The sequence below is a fragment of the Halostagnicola larsenii XH-48 genome, from assembly GCF_000517625.1.
Taxonomy (GTDB): Archaea; Halobacteriota; Halobacteria; order Halobacteriales; family Natrialbaceae; genus Halostagnicola; species Halostagnicola larsenii.
Genome location: NZ_CP007056.1, coordinates 200,230 through 216,516, shown reverse-complemented (window position 1 = coordinate 216,516; position 16,287 = coordinate 200,230). Strand labels below are relative to the sequence as shown.

The following is a 16,287-nucleotide window of genomic DNA, read 5'->3' as shown; positions in this document are numbered from 1 at the left end:
TACGGCCGACATCATTCAATCGATGCAACTCGTTCGATACACCTGCGGTGGCCGGCCGGCCTGGGGCGTCAAAGACGACACGGAGATCCACGCGCTCGCTGACCTTCCGGCGGGCGAACCGTCATATCAGGATCTCACGAACCAAAACTACTGCAACCAGTTGCGAGCCGCCGTCGGAAACGGCACGCTCTCTCGAGTCGACCTCGACGACGCGAACCTGCTCGCGCCGGTCCCTCGCCCGCCAAAAATCGTCTGTGCCGGCCTCAACTACCTCGATCACGCCGAAGAGCAGGACGAAGAGATCCCCGACGTCCCGCTTCTGTTCTCGAAAGCCCCGACGACGGTCACGAACCCGAACAGTCCGATCGTCCACCCTGGCGACGAACAGGTCGACTACGAGGTCGAACTCGCCGCCGTAATCGGTCGGACGGCCAAGGACCTCGAGGAATCGGAGGTGTCCGATCACATCGCCGGCTACACCGTTCTCAACGATGTGAGCGGTCGATCGGCGCAGTTCTCTGACGGACAGTTCTTCAGGGGCAAGAGCTACGATACCTTCTCGCCGATGGGACCGACGCTCGTCACCGGGTCGGACTTCGATCCCAACGCCGTCGACGTCGCGCTGCGTGTCGATGGGGAGACGAAACAATCTTCGAACACGGAGGAGTTCATTTTCACCATCCCGGAACTGATCGCCTACATCAGCGAAACCATGACGCTCGAGCCCGGCGACGTCATCTCGACCGGCACGCCCGGCGGGGTCGGTATCTTCCGAGAGCCAACGGATCTCCTCGAGCCCGGCCAGGTCTGTGAAGCCGAAATCGAGGGGATCGGGACGCTTACGAACCCAGTCGTCTCGGAGTAAGCTCGAGAGAGTAGATACGCTGGGAAGCACAATCGGTGGGAAAACTGGCATCACCGGTCGGTGTGCTTCGACGCGACGATGTCGCTACCGTAACCCTCGAGCGGCCGCTCGAGCACCCCGTTGGCGACGGCCAGTATGTAACTCAGCCCACTATATCTCGGTTTACTATACTGTTTGTTTTCTCGAGGAATCTCAGATAAAGTGGAATCGACGGATCGTCCATAACTGGATCAACAGCACTGACCACCAACTGATTCCGGACCGGACTGGATCGCAGAAACGGTGATCCGGTCACGGACAACGAAACTGTGATTCGACGTGACGACCGACAGTAGTGGCCGCACGCTACGGTATAGTTGATCGGGCGACTCCTTTTTATGATTGCGACAGGAAGTCCGCATTTGTTACGAGTATTTTAAATATATTTCGGCATAATTCCAAAAGAAATGTAATTTATTCAGTTATATGACCGATGGCCAACGGTAGCTTGTGAGGGGTGAAAACGACAGTGAACAACATGGAAACCGACAGTATCGAATGTATATTTATCGACTTGATCCAAGAGTTATCGGAGTAAGTGTGATTATAGTACTGCGTTCTCAGCTACCGGTGATCAGTAGCACAGACAGTCGTACTGTCGTTCGGTCCGGTTTGGCCATCGAGCTACCGATTCCCGACGTCAATCGGTCAAACCGACCCCCAGAATCGGTTCCGATTCAGCGGAATGTGATACGCATAAGGGAGACTACTGACGATACCCTCGTAAAGTCAGAATACCATGAAGATGAGCAAGAGATAGAACGTCGCCAGTGAGATGAGTACCAGCCTGATGATAATGTTCACGCTGAAAATGAGCCCGCTGTAGTCGAGTTTGAGCAACCGCACCGATTCCGCTCGATTGTTCGTCACACCCAGACTGGCGCTCGAGACGTTCGCTGCTGCGTTCTGAATAATCGACTCCATCGCACCGGATTCGATGTCGTCCATGTTCGCCAGTTCGTACACCGATGCGTGCGTATCCGTCGAGAACAACACCACTTCGTCGAACTCGTCCTCGAGTCGATCACGAAGCGCTCTCAGATCGTCTGTCACGCCGTTCGTATCGGCCCCGAAGATGAGCGTCCGCTGGGAGTCGACTTCCTCGACGAGCGCCATGATCGAATTGCCATCGCAATCGACGTCGAACCCCGCGTTGTACTCGAACGTTTCGACGCCCTCGAGACGCTCGAGGAAGTCGTCGAACGAGCGCTTGAGCCGGGCAGCTTCTTCGGTTCCGTACTGGATTTCCCGATCCAACTCCGCGTGGATGTGGTGGTTGTGCATGTCCACCAACAGGACGTCGTCTTTCGAGACGTCCCCCATGAAGATGCCCGGGTGGTAGTCGTCGATGCCTTCAGCCTCGAAGAACACGATTTTCGTTCCGTCGATGGTTCTCCCGTAGAAGCGAAGGTCGTCGTATTCCGCAGTGTATAGCTTCGAGGCCTGTGATTCGGTGTCGGGATCACCCACCGCCTCGAGTATCTTGTCGGCGTCGTCGGGATCCGCGAGGTCTTCTTTGTGGGTACAGGGGACGTGGAGGAAGAAGCCAGTCCCGGTCTCGTTCAGACTGGAGATTACCTGCTTGCTGAGTTCGCCGCCGCCGAACCCGCCGAGCGGGCCGGGGTGGACCCAGGGAGCGGCGAGCGTGAGCGGTCGGCCGTTGTCGACTACCAGCGTCTGTACGTCGGGTCTCGCGGGATACCCGAGGTCGAGCGCGGATCGTTCGCCCTTCAACAGTCCGGACGTGAGTTCGAACGCAGAGACGTTCGCGTTGCTTCCGATCAGGTAGTCGAACACCTTCAAGACGAGTACGAGAAACGCTATGACCACCAACAGGACGGCGAAGTGGACGAATATCACCGAATCGGCGATACCGAGACTCCGTCCGACGAAAATCTGAAACGTTGCGATCAACAAAACCGGTTGGACGATCGAAACCGGGAGTATTCGTTTCAGGCGCTCGTAACCCACCGAAATCGTCAGGACCAGGACGTTGGTGAGACTCACGGTGATCAGTGCCAACCAGATGATCCGCCACGCGTTTCCGCCGTTGTCCGCGCCGGAAAGGATCAGCGCGTAGACGAACACGAACAGCTGATTCGTCAGGGCGAGGAAATAGCTCCAGTGGCGCGGGTAATCGGGGAGTGCGTGATAGAACAGTTCAGCGGCGACGAAAGCGGGAACGAAGAATATCGCGAGCGCAACGAGGGGGATGATTTCGGGACGAAGTGCAACCGGCGCGAACGCGTTGAACGACAGATAGGCGAGAGCGGCATACACGGGACTTAGAAGGACCATCGCGGTTACCTGGACCCAAAGCGGCGGAAGGCTGAAGACGATGTGTTTGAAGATATCGACGTTGTCAGCGCCCATCGTCTACTCACCTACAGAGTGTGCCCGGTTGTAGGCCATGTTACTGTGACCTTCGTCCCCCCTAAAGTATCTCTTTCCGTTTCAGGTGAACACCGCAGATGGAACAGATTCAGTATGACTCCAGACGACGGGTCAGACCGCTTCGACGCGTTCGAACAGGTAGGTGCCGGCCCCGACCATTATAATCGAGGAGATGAGCAGTGCGCCGAAGTCGAGACCGACTGGATAGGCGGAGGTTCCGACCAGCACCGCCCGTAGCCCGTCGACGCCGTAGGTCAGCGGATTGGCCAGCGCCACCAGCTGGATCGGTTCCGGAAAGCTCGAGACCGGGTAGATCGCACCGGAGAGGAAAAACAGTGGAAAGATGACGAACTGGACGACGAGACCAAACCCTTCGCTGTCGCTGAACTGCGACGCGAGCGCGACGCCGAACCCGACGAACGTGACCGCGATCAGGACGAGAAACAGAAACGCGATCGGTAACAGGAGAGGACTCGTGATCCTGAACCCGAGCGGAATCGAGAGCACGAGGATGAGAACTGCCTGGACGAGCGCGGTAGTCGATCCGCCGGCGATGCGACCGAGGACGATAGAGGTGCGACTGATCGGGGCGACCAGGATCTCCTTGAGAAAGCCGACGTCCTGATCCGAGAGGATCGAGAGTCCAGCGAACGACGCCCCGAACAGCATCGTGAACCCGACCATTCCGGGAACGAGGTACTCGAGGTAGTCGACGCCCTCCGGGAGACCGGGAATCGCTGCACCGCTAAATCCGAACGCCAGGAAGACGAGGAACAAAAGCGGCATCGCGATGGACCCGATGATCCGCGACGGCGTTCGAAGGAACCGCTTGACATCGCGTAGCCAGAGTGCGTAGATCCCCAGCGGGTCGACAAGGCTCATTCGTCGTCCTCCGTAGTCGCGATTTCAGATCGCCCGTCGACGGTATCAAGTGGCGCGTTCTGTGTCCTGTGTTCGCCTGCGCTCCCATCGGCATCCTCGCGGTCCTCGATCATCGCGCCGGTAAGCGAGAGAAACACCGTTTCCAGGTTCGGTCGGTGGATGTCCACGGACGTAATCGCCGCACCAACGTTATCGGCCAAATGAACGAGGTCTGCGACCCGCGTTTCACCGCGTTCGACGGTGACGTTGACACCAACATCGGTTCTCGCATACTCGAGAACCCACGATTGTTCTTCGAGACGGTCACACAGCGCCGATACAGCGCCATGAACAGTAAGGGAGACAACGGTGCCCCCGAGCGTCGCTTTGAGTGCCGTCGGTGAATCTATCGCGGCGATTTCCCCGTCGTCGACGATCGCGACGCGGTCGCACAAATGCTCGGCCTCTTCGATGTAGTGAGTCGTCAGGACGACCGAGACGCCGGCGTCTTCGTTCATCCGCTGGATATACTCCCAGGTGTCCCGCCGGGTCCGTGCGTCGAGACCGGCCGTCGGTTCGTCGAGAAAGAGCACCGCGGGTTCGTGTAACAGTCCGCGACCGATCTCGAGCCGGCGTTTCATCCCGCCGGAGTACGTTCCGACAGGGTCCCCGCGAACCTCCGTTAGCCCGACGAGCTCGAGTACCTCATCGATTCTGTCCGTCCGTTCGCGTCGACCCATCCCATAGAGTCGAGCGTGAAACGCCAGATTCTCTTCGCCGGTGAGGTCCTCGTCGAGCGCCTGTTCCTGGAAGACGACGCCGATGCTATTACGAACGGCGGCGGTCTCCGACGTAACGTCGTGGCCGTTGACGGTGGCAGTCCCCTCGGTCGGTTCCAAGAGGGTAACAAGCACGTTAATCAGGGTCGACTTGCCCGCACCATTGGGGCCGAGGAGGCCGAATAATTCACCATCTTCGACGGTAAACGAGAGTTCGTCGACAGCGGTTACACTCCCGAACGTTCGAGTCACATTGTCGACCTGTATTGCAGCCATAAGCGGAATAGAGTACGTGTGAGTACCGGATCAGTACGTAAGAAAGTGTTGGAGTATTCACTTTTTTGCCCCACGAGCGAAGCTCCAAAGGTTGGCGGTTGCATCGCGAGCATGCCTTCAGTCGACACGGTCGCAACCGAGATCTGACGTGGCAGAGTTGGCACCCCACCGACACATATCGCAAAACAATCGAAGGTGGCGAGTGATTTTACAGATACATCAGTTTCGAGTATAATTTTGCATTCAGATAGTATGGACGGATACTGGAAGACAACTCGAGGCGAATCACACGATCTCACCGATCATTACTACTTTTCAGTGCAGCCAAGAAATCCTAGTATCGATCCACAGCAACTATTGCTCGATGTAAGTTCTAGTCAGATCGTATGCCAGGTACCTGGTACCACCCCTACTGCTGTTTGGAATGATGACGATAATAAAACACCAAATTTTTGTCATAAATGATAACGGTGCACTTGAAATATCAAATAAGCGCGTTGGATCACGCTCGTCGACGTGATGTCTCACCTATATCGAAATGTGGAATCCGACACTATCAAACATGTTATTTTATTGTTTGATCGGTGGATTTATCGATAAGGGAGTATGTCTAAAACCACTGCCATCATTCCAGACAAACTCGAGCGGCCGGTATCAACTAACGAACACATCGATATCTCGCGAGACGAGTCCGCGACTCGCCAGCCGTGAGTGTGCGGTTATCCCATTTAACCGCAAGCGACACCGAATCGCGACCCGCGTCGACGAGATCGACCGTCCCTCGAGCGCGCGCGGCCGCCGACACGTACCGCGTCTCGAGTCTCCTCGACGACGAATCCTGGACTATCGAGAACGAAATCAGAGCTGTAGTCGGCCCACACGACGTCGCGATGTTTCGTATTTCCTCCGCGTAATCGGAATCTATCGCCACCCTCGAGGGGTCGGGTCGCGCCCGATCGTTTCACTTGGCGGGTCACGCTCTCGGTAGCGGTGATCGTCACCGAACCGAGAACTCGTAGTCGCCTGCGCCGACCTCGACGACGAGGTCGTCATCCTCGTTTTCGACCGAGCGGACGCCATCAGTCGGGTCTTCGACCAACACGGTGTTCGACTCCGTCACCGTCGCGTCTGCCGCTTCCGGAAGCCGAATTGTCGCTCGCCCGTTCCAAGGAACCGTCACCGCGAGCTCGTAGGCGTCGCCGTCGCGCTCCCACTCGACGGCCAACTCGCCCGCTCGCGTTTCGATGCTCCCCGAGACCCACTCGAGGTCGGCGACGATCGAGGGGGCGATCGTCACGTGCTCGGTCACCGGCACGTCCTCGAGTGTGACCCCCGCGAGCACTTCGTAAAAGAACTCGGAGACGTGCGTGAACGGCGAGTGATTCAGCGAGTTCATGCCGGATCCGACGCTCTCGTCGGAGTCCCAACGCTCCCACATCGTCGTCGCGCCGTTGCGAGCCATGTAGACCCAGCCCGGTTGTTCGGGTTGACTGACCACCTCGTAAGCCAGCTCGTCGTACCCGTGCTCGGCGAGGGTGTGGATCAGCGGTCGCGTCCCGAGGAACCCGCTCTGAAGCGTGCCGCCGTCAGCGCGGACTTTCGCTGCAAGGTTCTCGGCGACCCGCTCTATGTGTTCTTCGGGAACCATTCCGAAAAACAGCGGGACAGCAGACGACGACTGCGTTCCCGGCCCGTAGACGCCCGTCTCGGGATCGAAGAACTCCCGGTCAAATGCGGCGGCGATGCAGTCCGCACGGTCACGGTAGGTTTCTGCGTCGGCCTCGTTGCCGAGGACGCTAGCGATCTTCGCGAAGGTATCGGTCACCCGGTAGACGAACGCCGTGTTGAACAGATCGTACGGCAGCCCGTGCCGGCCGTCGGTGTTCTCGAACGCCAGCCAGTCACCGTATTTCCCGTACGCGTCGGGGACGATGCCATCCTCGGCGACGCCGGTCCAGTAGTCGACGTAGTCACGCATTCCGCCATAGTGCTCTTCGAGAACGCGCTCGTCGCCGTCGTGTAGGTAGCAGTACCACGGGACCATCACGCGCGTGATCGACCACGTCGGATCGGCGGGAGCCTCGAAGGCCTTGTTCGGAACGACATCGGGAACGTAGCCCATCGCCGAGGCGGCGGCGTCGTGGTCTCTCGTCCACTTCTCTTCGAAGCGGACGGCGTCGAAGTTGAACAGTAACGAGCGAGTCGAGACGTGCGCATCGCCGGTCCAGCCGAAGCGCTCGTCGCGCTGGGGACAGTCCTCGGGGACGGAGTGTGTGTTGCTTCGGAGCCCCCAGACGGCGTTTTGCTGGACCCGGTTCAGTTCCTCACTCGAGCAGGCGAACTCGCCGCGTCGGTCCATCGCCGTCGTCACCGCCTTCGCGGTCACGTTCTCGGGGTCGAACTCGCCCGGATAGCCCGAAATTTGGGCGTACCGGAAGCCGTGATAGGTAAAGCGCGGCTCGTAGGTCTCGACGTCGTCCCCGCGGGTGACGTAGGTGTCCGTCGCGTCGGCGGTCCGGAGGTCGGCCGTCGAGAGGTCGCCGTCGTCTGTCAGCGTCTCGGCGTGGCTGAGCGTGATCTCGTCGCCGCGGTCTGGATCCTCGATCTCGAGTTCGAGCCAACCGGCGAAGTTCTGCCCGAAGTCGAGAATGGGACCATTCGGGTTCTCGTGGACCGCTTCGACGTCGAACGTTTCGACCACGCCCATCGGTTCGATGCGCTCGGGGCGGAGCGTTCCGCCGGGTGCGTCGACGACTGTCGCACCGTCCCAGTCCGAATCGTCGACGCCCGAGGCGCTCCAGCCGTCCCGTTCGCGGCGGGCGTCGTAGTGCTCGCCGTCGTAGATGTCGTTTTCCACCAGCGGGCTCTCGGTCGCTCGCCAGTTCCCGTTCGTCGCGAGAGTGCGGGTCGTCCCGTCCTCGAATTCGACGGCGAGGGTGACGCGGGCCCGCGGTGAGCCGTCTCCGACCCAGTGAAAGCCCCCTTTCGCAAACCAGCCGCGACCGAGCCACAGGCCGAGCGCGTTCTCGCCTTCGGACAACCGGTCGGTGACGTCGTCGGTCGTGTAGAGAACGCGCTTCTCGTAGTCCGTCCACGCCGGATCGAGCTTCCGGTCGCCGATCCGCTCGCCGTTTACGTACAGTTCGCCGTACCCGACGGCGGCGACGTGGGCCCGCGCCGATCTGACCGGCTTCTCCAGTTCGAACTCGGTGCGCAACAGGGGAGCGGTGCTCGCCATCGTCGACGCGGTATGGCCGTTCACGAGCTGTTCACGGCCCCACGTATCGGACTCGACGCTCGAGGATGCCGTCACCGTACCACCCCGCGCGAGGTCGTCGCCGTCGGTCCCCGTGACGGTGAGCGCAGCCAGCGCGAAACATTGCCACGAATTGGTTTGGACGGTCTTTCGATCGGCATCCTGCTCGTCGGAACTGGGGCTGTTCCGCGGGACGATCTCGTGGAGTTCGGTCGCCGTGACACGGATATATCGAGCGCTACTATCAGGGCATTCGTGAGTCTGAACCGAAAACGTCTCGTCCTGATAAATGCTGTCGGTTACAGTCTCGTCCGCGCCCGATAGCGTCGTATCGGCGACGGTTACGGCCTCCTCGAATTCGGGATCCGAGGCGATCTCGACGCGGTACGCGTTGGGAAAGCCGAACCCGTCGAGGGCTCGACGTTCCCACGCCATCGTGACGGGGATATCGTCGGGCGTGCGCACGACCGAAATTGGATCTGTCGGGTGGAGTGAGATTTCGGAGAGCGTCCGGACTTCGCCGAGATCCAGTTGCACCCACTCCTCGGCGTTCTCGTCCGGACGACGCCATCGACTCCGCCATCCGTTGGTGTCTCCGTCGCCAGGCTGGTGGGCGATCCACTCGCCCCGCCAGTCCGCCGGTTCGAGCGCCGTCGAGAACGACGACGGTTCGGCCCACTCGGATTCGCCGGCGTCAGTCCAGATTGTCACCGACCAGTAGTACGTCTCGTCGGCGTTCAGTTCGACGCCATCGTATTCGACGTTCGTCGCCGCGGTCGATTCGATACGCCCGGAGTCCCAAAGAGTACCTCGACCGTTCGCCGCGGCGTCGCGTCTCCGACTGACGACGAGTCGGTAGGCAGTCTGGCGAGCGCCGCGACGATCCGTGTCGACGCGCCAGGAGAACCGCGGCGGTCGCGTCGGCTCGAGATTCGCGGGACTCCGTTCGTATTCGACGCGGAGTTCCGTTGGTCGACAGCGCCCGTCCTGACCGAATGCGGACATCGTTCATAGGTTTCGAGGAACTACCTTAAGGATTGTGCGGTGAACACTCATTTCCCCTCTGTTCGGTTCGTCGCCGTTTATCCCTGCTTCGGAAACGCGGAACGAGACGCGTATACCGACCATTCGGAACTGGTCTGCAGAGTGGACACAGTCGCGTCCGTCGAAAATACGATGATCTATTGAAGACAGTGTTCTGCGGAAGACTCGGTGTCCAGATCGAAGGGTGGAAGCGAGAAACAATAACGGCTCTATGTCCAAGAACCCGCTTCATTGAAGCACTAGAGTGGCTAATAACTCTATTGGATCGAATCTCATTGAAATTGCTTGCGATTGCGTTCTCCTGTCGAACGATGATACCAAAAGCGTGTGATCAGTGGGTTCTCAGGACCCGTACTGGTACCAGAGTCGGTACGCGAAGACACCGACGACCGTGACCCCGAGAAGCGACAGTCCCCACAGGCCGAGTACGCCAGCCATCGGTCCATCGAACAACAGCATTCCACTGAGGAGCAACAGGATGGCGACTATGAACGACACCCATACACCGAGACTGCCAGGAATTCGCACACTCAGGGGCGCTGTTGTGCTCGGTTCGTCCGACGATGACACGTTGTCTTGGTTACTTGTTGATGACATATTTGTTTGTTGGTATTTTGAGAGTGAGATCGACGACTGATTACTCGTCGGTCACCTTGGGACTGTTCCAGTACTCGTGGTCCTCATCGGCACGGAAACATCGTGCGTAGTTTTCTGCGTTGCCATTCGCGTGGATCCGGCCTGGATGCTGTTGTTGGCACACCTCTCGAGCGTTCGGACACCGCGGATGGAAGTGACAGCCCGACGGGAGATCCGTCGGGTCGGGCACGTCGATTTTTCGCAGTGGGAACTCGTCGTCCGGTTCGTCTTCGTAGAGGTTCGCCGTCGCCCACTGCAGCGCTTTCGTGTAGGGATGCTGCGGGTTCTCGACGATCTCGTCGACCGTCCCGATCTCGACGATCTCACCCAGGTACATCACCGCGATCCGGCCGCCGGATTTTTCGGCGATATACCGTGCGTTCGAGAGGTCGTGGGAGATGAAGAGATAGGAGGTGTTGAACAGATCCTGCAACTCGAGCATGAGGTCCATCATCTCGACGCGCAGTGAGACGTCGAGCGCGCTGATCGCCTCGTCGGCGAGGATCAGATCGGGATTCAACAGGAGCGCACGCACGAGAACCACGCGCTGGGTTTCCCCGCCGCTCAACTGGTGCGGATACCGGTTGAGGTAGTCTCCCGGCGGCGACATGCCGACCCGTTCGAACAGCGTATGGATGCGCTCTTCGCACTCCTCGCGGCTGAGGTCGGGATACCACTTCTGGAGCGGCAACAAAAGCGAAGTGAGAACTCGCTGGTTCGGATTGAGCGCGCTGCCCGGATCCTGATGGATGATCTGGAGCGAGTGGCGGATTTCGTCGAAAGGAATCGAGACGTCGCCCGACCCGTTTCGCGCCGCCCAGATATCCTGCCCGCGGTAGCTGATGGAGCCGCTGGTCGGCTTTTGGGCCCCAATCGCCGTCTTGCCGAGCGTGGACTTTCCACATCCGCTCTCCCCGATGAGGGTGAGCGTCTCCTGCTCGCCGAACTCGAGGGAGACGTCATTGACCGCTCTGACGGTTTCGGAGTCGCCGAACATATTGAGCAAGCCGCCGTCATCGGTGAACTCGACGGAAACGTTATCCAGTGAGAGCACCGGTTCGGACGTCGCCATCAGTTGTCACCCCCGTCGGTCGCGGCGTTTTTGCTCGTCGCCGGCCGGGTGTCCGGCGCGGCGCTGATCGGAACCGCCTCCGCTGCCTGGTCGTGGTAGAAACACGCCGATTCGTGGCCGTCGCGGACAGCCAGCATCGGCGGCTCTTCTGCTCGACACTGCGAATCGGCCATCGGACACCGAGGGTGATACGAACAGCCCGGAATCTGGTCAACCGGATCCGGCTTGCTGCCTTCGATGATGTTCATCTCCTCGACCGGCACGTTCAGATCCGGCGTCGTATCCAACAATGCGCGCGTGTACGGATGTGAGGCATCGTAGAGGATATCCTCGGTCGTCGCGATCTCGATAATGTTGAAGGCGTACATGACGGCAATCCGGTCGGCCAACTTCGTCAACAGTGGCAGGTCGTGCGTGATGAACACGAGCGTCAGGTCGTACTCGTCCTGCAGTTGCTCCAAGAGCGTCACGATCGATCGCTGCATCAGCAGGTCCAGCGCCGCCGTCGGCTCGTCGAGCACGAGTAGCTCCGGCTCGAGGACGAGCGAGAGCGCGATGAGCGCCCGCTGTTTCATCCCGCCGGAGAGCTCGTGCGCGTAGGAATCGAGAATTCGATCCGGGTCGAGGTAGACGCTCTCTAAGAGCTCGCGTGCGCGCTGCATTCCTGCGCCCACGTCGCGGTTGTGGTCCTGCAGCGTCTCCCTGAAGTGAGTCCGAATCTTCAGGACGGGGTTAAACGAACTCATCGCGCCCTGGAACACCATGGCGACTTCCTCCCAGCGGAATCGGTCCAGTTCGGATTCGGATAACTCCAGAACATTGGTTGGCTCTCCGTCGTGCGAATAGTACGTCACGTCGCCGGTCGAGACGCCCGGTTCGACGACGGCGTTGAGAAACGACGACGCGAGCATCGATTTCCCGCTGCCGCTCTCGCCGATAATGCCGAGCGTCTCGTTCCGGAAGACGTCGATATCGGCGTCGCGGACGACGCGTGATTGCCCACGATTCATCTGGAACGTGACGTCGAGGTCTCGAACCTCCACGATCGGGTCTGTCTTACTCATGAGTCGTCCTCGAGTGGTGATGGTCAGTTACTCGCATGTGGTTGTTGGCTCGGTCGGTTACTCGGCTCATCAGTTTGGCCCTCCGTCGTCGTCGATCGTCGAGGCATGTCGCGCTCTGAGTCGGACGTTGAACACGCTGTCGAGCCCCTGTGAGAGCAAGACGAGTCCGAACGACATCATGAAGATGGTCAGCAGGGGGAGCGCGAGCGTGTGGTACATATCCGGCGTACTGAGCGCGTGGTTTTCGTACGCGAGGTTCATCATGACGCCCCAGTTGAACGTCGTGAACGGCAGAATCCCCAGGAAGTACAGCCCGACGGACTCGAAAATGATCCGTCGCGAGGCCAACGCGGAGTTGACGGTGATGTAGGGCATGAGCTGGGAGAGGACGTCCCGGCGAAGGATCGTCCCCGTCGAGATGCCCATGATCTGGGACGCCTCGACGTAGGATTCCTCCCTGATACTCAGCACCTGTGATCGGACGGTTCTGGCCAGTCCGGGCCAGTTGTCGAGGCCGAGCAAGACGCCGATAACGTACGGATCGGTCGGCTGAAAGATCGCGATCAGCACGATCACCAGCGGCAAGCCGGGAATCGTGATGATGATGTCCGTTACTCCCATCAGTAACCTATCGACCATCGTTCCGCGAAGGAAGCCCGAGACGACGCCCACGATCGCCGCGAACCCGATGCTCACGACGGCGCCGGCGAACACCATCCGGAACATGTCCGGCGTCGCGTGGATGAGTTGAGCCAAGATCGGCTCGCCGTTCATATCGGTGCCGAGAATGTACTCGGTGTTCTGAAACGGTGGGACGAGATTTGGTGCGTCTCCGCTCAAGGGTTGATCAACGAGCCAGACGCCGAGGGTCCCCATCAGTACGAAGACGGTGAGAATCGCGGTTCCGAGGACGGCCCGCCAGTCGGTCATCGCGACGCGACACGGCGCGAGGACGTACAGGTCGAACTGGCGCTTGAACCGCTCGGATCGCGACACCGGTTCTCGATCAATATCTGTCTCGAAGAGGGACTCGAGTCCCTCCTGGTCGTCAGGTCGGTTGCTACTCATTATCTCCTCCAGTCGAAATTCGAGGATCGACGAAGCCGTAGGTCAGGTCAGCGATCAGAATCGCGATAACGGTGATGAGAGTAAACACGATCAGCGAGCCCATGAGAACGGGGTAGTTACGCACCTGGATGGCATCGTAGACCAGCAGTCCGACGCCGGGGTACGTGAAGATTTCCTCGACGATGACCGAACTACTGAGCACGCCCGCGATACCGATCATGAACTGCGTGTACATCGGCAAGATTGCGTTGCGCCCCACGTACTGGGTCGCGATGCGAGAGTTTCGCAGGCCGCGAAGTTTCGCGACGCGCAGGTAATCCTCGCCCAGCACACGAACGGAGTTCCCTCGCATGGTCAGTGCGGTGCCGAGTCCGAGGACGCTCATCGAGAACACGGGGAGCATGGCGTGATAGGCGATACTCTGCATGAACGCGAGATTGAAGCCCGGGTCGATACCCAGCCCGACACGGCCGCCTCTCGGGAAGAACTCGTACCGGATGCTAAAGAAGAAAATGAGCAAAACCCCGACGACGTAGTACGGCGTCGAGTTGAGGCCGATGAGGACCACCGACGAGATGGAGTCGAATCGGGACTTCTCTTTGAACGCCATCATCGCGCCGAGGACGATGCTCACGGTGTAGCCGATCACCATCGCATAGACGCTGATGAGCATCGACCAGGGGATGCGTTCGGCCAGCAGGTGGGTCACGGTATCATTTGAGTAGAGCGACTCCCCGAGGTCTTGCTCGATGAAGACGCTGTGCATGTACTGGTAGTACTGTTCGTACAGCGGTGCGTCGCTCTCGAGGTTCGTATACTGTGAAACCAACAGCTCGATCCGTTCGGGGTCGATCGTATTGCCTCCTGACGATTGCTGTTGGAGGATGACGTTCTCGAGCGCTTGTGCTGGACCGCCCGGCATCATCCGATACAGGACGAACGTCAGCGTTACCGTCGCAACGAACGTCAGCGCTGCCTGTCCGACGCGTTTCAACAAATAGTTACCATTCATATCTCATTTCAGATGGTCTCGTATTGCGTAGGTAGTTCTCTAATTTCTGGATCGAGATGGATTATTTCATCGAAATGTGTCCACTGGTCAACGCCCACGGACCGGGATTCGGGTGATCGAGACGAGTTTCGTCCGGGTCGGGGAAGCTGAAGTTCTCGACGTCGCCGCCGAATCCACGGTTTTCCTGCATGTGGATGATCGACGGCAGGTCGTAGTTGACCCACTGGACGAGTTGTTCCGTGAGCTCGATCGTCTCTTCCTCGGACGACGCGGCGGTCAGTTGGTTCATCAGTTCTGCTGGATTGATCTCGACGCCGCTGCCACTGACTTCCTCGGCACCGACCTCTTCCGGAATTTCGGTTTCGAACGGAACGCCGGTCGGACCGGTAGCTGAGTCCGAGTCCAGATCACCTGCGAGGACGCCGTAGAAATTGTTCGAAAAGTACGCCGTCGGGTGCCAGTACGGCAATGCAACGTGCCACATCCAGGCGATGTCGAACTCCCAATTTTGGACTCGCGAGTAGTAATCCTGGCCGACGGTCGTAACCTCCCTGTTTATTCCGAATCTGGCTAACTGATCGCCGAATGTGTTCGCCTGCTGTACCTGTGCGTTCGACGATTGCGTGATGATATTGAACTCGACGGGTTCGCCGTCTGGGCTAACCCACGTGTCGTCTTCCATCGAATAATCGGCTTCCTCCATGTATTCAGTCGCCGTTTCCTCGTCGGCTTCGATGGGATATTGAATGAGTTGGTCGGTGAACCCGTCCCCCAGGTATCTGTCTTCGATCGTCTCTCGGATCCCGGTCTGGACCTTCGTTGGCGATGCGAGCATGCCTGTTTGCGTCGCCCCCTCCACGATAGACGGGATGTCTATCGCCGAGATGATCGCTCGTCGAACCGATCTGTTCGCGAGGTGCTCGTTCTCCCAGTTCAACATGAATTTCTGGCAGTTGTAGTGACTCAGTTCGTAGATGTTCTCGAGGTTGTCCGGGTACCCAGACGCCATATCGTCGGTGATGTACTGGGTCATGTCGAGTTCGTTGTTTCGCTCGAGTTCCCGAACGCTCGTGCCAGATTCGACGTTCGGGAGGACGCGGATCTCCTCGATGTCCGTTCGGTCCGCCCACGGATGGTCGTCCTGTTTCACCGCGAGCGTCTCCGAGGAGTTGAAGTCCTCGATCTTGAACAGCGTACTGCCGAGGCCTTGCTCGACGAACTCCTCGGTCGAAATCGTCATCTGGAGGAGTTCGTCGGTGACGTCCTGGCGTTCGCTCTCGCTCGAGGCTTCCTCGTACCGATCGAGGTATTCCCGGAAGACCGATTTGGGTGCTTCCATCCCGTAGCCGGCGTTCAATCGTGCGACCGTCGGCGAGATCGGCTCTTTGTAGGTTCGCCGGATGGTGTAGTCATCGACGAGTTCGTTGCTCTCGATCGGCGATCCTTCGGGGTCCTGGTAGCGATCGAGTTCCGCGGCAACGAGATAGTCCTCGGCGGTGATGTCGTTGCCGTTCCAGTACGTCCAGTTGGTCGGAAACTCGATTGTGACTTCCCGTCCATCAACGCTCATCTCCTCGAAGAAATCCGTGGTAACGGTTCCGTCACCGTGTGCGGAGACTGTTCGCTGGAGCCAGTAGATACTGTACGTCTGGGCGTAGTTCGCCGGGTTCCAGGGGTTGAAGTGAACCTCATTCGGCGGTCGTCCACCTTCGAATGCGGTCACGAACGTCGAATCACTACTTCCCCCACCTGCACATCCTGCGAGTGCTGCCGTCAGAGCGCCACCGCTAGCGCCGAGAAACGTACGTCTGGTAAAACGACTGTTGTCATTGCTCATTGTTCCCACGGACTATACGTTACAATCCACCTATATATGAATTACGGTAACTGATTATAGATGATGACACTGGGAAGGGTGATG

The 16,287-nt window shown here is 59.0% G+C and carries 11 protein-coding genes; 1 reads left to right on the top strand and 10 read right to left on the bottom strand.

Translation table 11 applies throughout. The annotated features are described in order from the left end of the window. The first annotated feature begins 22 nt into the window (after positions 1 to 22). The gene (locus HALLA_RS14925; RefSeq protein WP_049954299.1) at positions 23 to 865 is read left to right on the top strand and encodes a fumarylacetoacetate hydrolase family protein; all 843 of its coding nucleotides are present in this window, start codon (positions 23 to 25) and stop codon (positions 863 to 865) included. A 768-nt stretch (positions 866 to 1,633) separates the two neighbouring features. Here HALLA_RS14925 and HALLA_RS14920 read toward each other — a convergent pair. The 10 genes from HALLA_RS14920 to HALLA_RS14870 form a co-directional block, all read right to left on the bottom strand. Next, complete coding sequence (locus HALLA_RS14920; protein WP_049954298.1) at positions 1,634 to 3,277, bottom strand: DUF2070 family protein; 1,644 nt, start codon at positions 3,275 to 3,277, stop codon at positions 1,634 to 1,636. 132 nt (positions 3,278 to 3,409) lie between these two features. Next, positions 3,410 to 4,180, bottom strand: a complete 771-nt coding sequence (locus tag HALLA_RS14915; protein ID WP_049954297.1) for an ABC transporter permease — start codon at positions 4,178 to 4,180, stop codon at positions 3,410 to 3,412. Continuing rightward, a complete protein-coding gene (locus HALLA_RS14910) occupies positions 4,177 to 5,214 on the bottom strand; it encodes an ATP-binding cassette domain-containing protein (RefSeq protein ID WP_049954296.1) in 1,038 nt (345 codons plus the stop codon). The genes HALLA_RS14915 and HALLA_RS14910 overlap by 4 nt, the downstream gene beginning before the upstream one ends. A 997-nt stretch (positions 5,215 to 6,211) precedes the next feature. Further along, positions 6,212 to 9,475 carry a family 78 glycoside hydrolase catalytic domain gene (locus HALLA_RS14900; RefSeq protein ID WP_049954294.1) on the bottom strand — a complete coding sequence of 1,088 codons (3,264 nt, stop codon included), beginning with the start codon at positions 9,473 to 9,475 and terminating at the stop codon, positions 6,212 to 6,214. 381 nt (positions 9,476 to 9,856) lie between these two features. Next, the gene (locus tag HALLA_RS20690; protein ID WP_157231402.1) at positions 9,857 to 10,012 is read right to left on the bottom strand and encodes a hypothetical protein; all 156 of its coding nucleotides are present in this window, start codon (positions 10,010 to 10,012) and stop codon (positions 9,857 to 9,859) included. Positions 10,013 to 10,151: 139 nt separating this feature from the next. Further along, positions 10,152 to 11,222, bottom strand: coding sequence for an ABC transporter ATP-binding protein (locus HALLA_RS14890; RefSeq protein WP_049954292.1), 1,071 nt, complete (start codon positions 11,220 to 11,222; stop codon positions 10,152 to 10,154). After that, a complete protein-coding gene (locus HALLA_RS14885; RefSeq protein WP_049954291.1) occupies positions 11,222 to 12,286 on the bottom strand; it encodes an ABC transporter ATP-binding protein in 1,065 nt (354 codons plus the stop codon). The genes HALLA_RS14890 and HALLA_RS14885 overlap by 1 nt, the downstream gene beginning before the upstream one ends. A gap of 69 nt (positions 12,287 to 12,355) precedes the next feature. Then, complete coding sequence (locus HALLA_RS14880) at positions 12,356 to 13,354, bottom strand: ABC transporter permease (RefSeq protein WP_049954290.1); 999 nt, start codon at positions 13,352 to 13,354, stop codon at positions 12,356 to 12,358. Next, positions 13,347 to 14,366: an ABC transporter permease gene (locus HALLA_RS14875; RefSeq protein ID WP_049954289.1), complete on the bottom strand. Its 1,020-nt coding sequence runs from the start codon at positions 14,364 to 14,366 to the stop codon at positions 13,347 to 13,349. Before HALLA_RS14875 ends, HALLA_RS14880 begins: the two co-directional genes overlap by 8 nt. A gap of 61 nt (positions 14,367 to 14,427) precedes the next feature. After that, a complete protein-coding gene (locus HALLA_RS14870) occupies positions 14,428 to 16,089 on the bottom strand; it encodes an ABC transporter substrate-binding protein (protein ID WP_242406224.1) in 1,662 nt (553 codons plus the stop codon). Between the last annotated feature and the right edge of the window lie 198 nt (positions 16,090 to 16,287).

Coding starts and splice junctions, on each gene's coding strand:
- HALLA_RS14925 (WP_049954299.1), top strand. CDS start 23: ATGCAACTCGTTCGATACACCTGCGGTGGCCGGCCGGCCTGGGGCGTC.
- HALLA_RS14920 (WP_049954298.1), bottom strand. CDS start 3,277: ATGGGCGCTGACAACGTCGATATCTTCAAACACATCGTCTTCAGCCTT.
- HALLA_RS14915 (WP_049954297.1), bottom strand. CDS start 4,180: ATGAGCCTTGTCGACCCGCTGGGGATCTACGCACTCTGGCTACGCGAT.
- HALLA_RS14910 (WP_049954296.1), bottom strand. CDS start 5,214: ATGGCTGCAATACAGGTCGACAATGTGACTCGAACGTTCGGGAGTGTA.
- HALLA_RS14900 (WP_049954294.1), bottom strand. CDS start 9,475: ATGTCCGCATTCGGTCAGGACGGGCGCTGTCGACCAACGGAACTCCGC.
- HALLA_RS14890 (WP_049954292.1), bottom strand. CDS start 11,222: ATGGCGACGTCCGAACCGGTGCTCTCACTGGATAACGTTTCCGTCGAG.
- HALLA_RS14885 (WP_049954291.1), bottom strand. CDS start 12,286: ATGAGTAAGACAGACCCGATCGTGGAGGTTCGAGACCTCGACGTCACG.
- HALLA_RS14880 (WP_049954290.1), bottom strand. CDS start 13,354: ATGAGTAGCAACCGACCTGACGACCAGGAGGGACTCGAGTCCCTCTTC.
- HALLA_RS14875 (WP_049954289.1), bottom strand. CDS start 14,366: ATGAATGGTAACTATTTGTTGAAACGCGTCGGACAGGCAGCGCTGACG.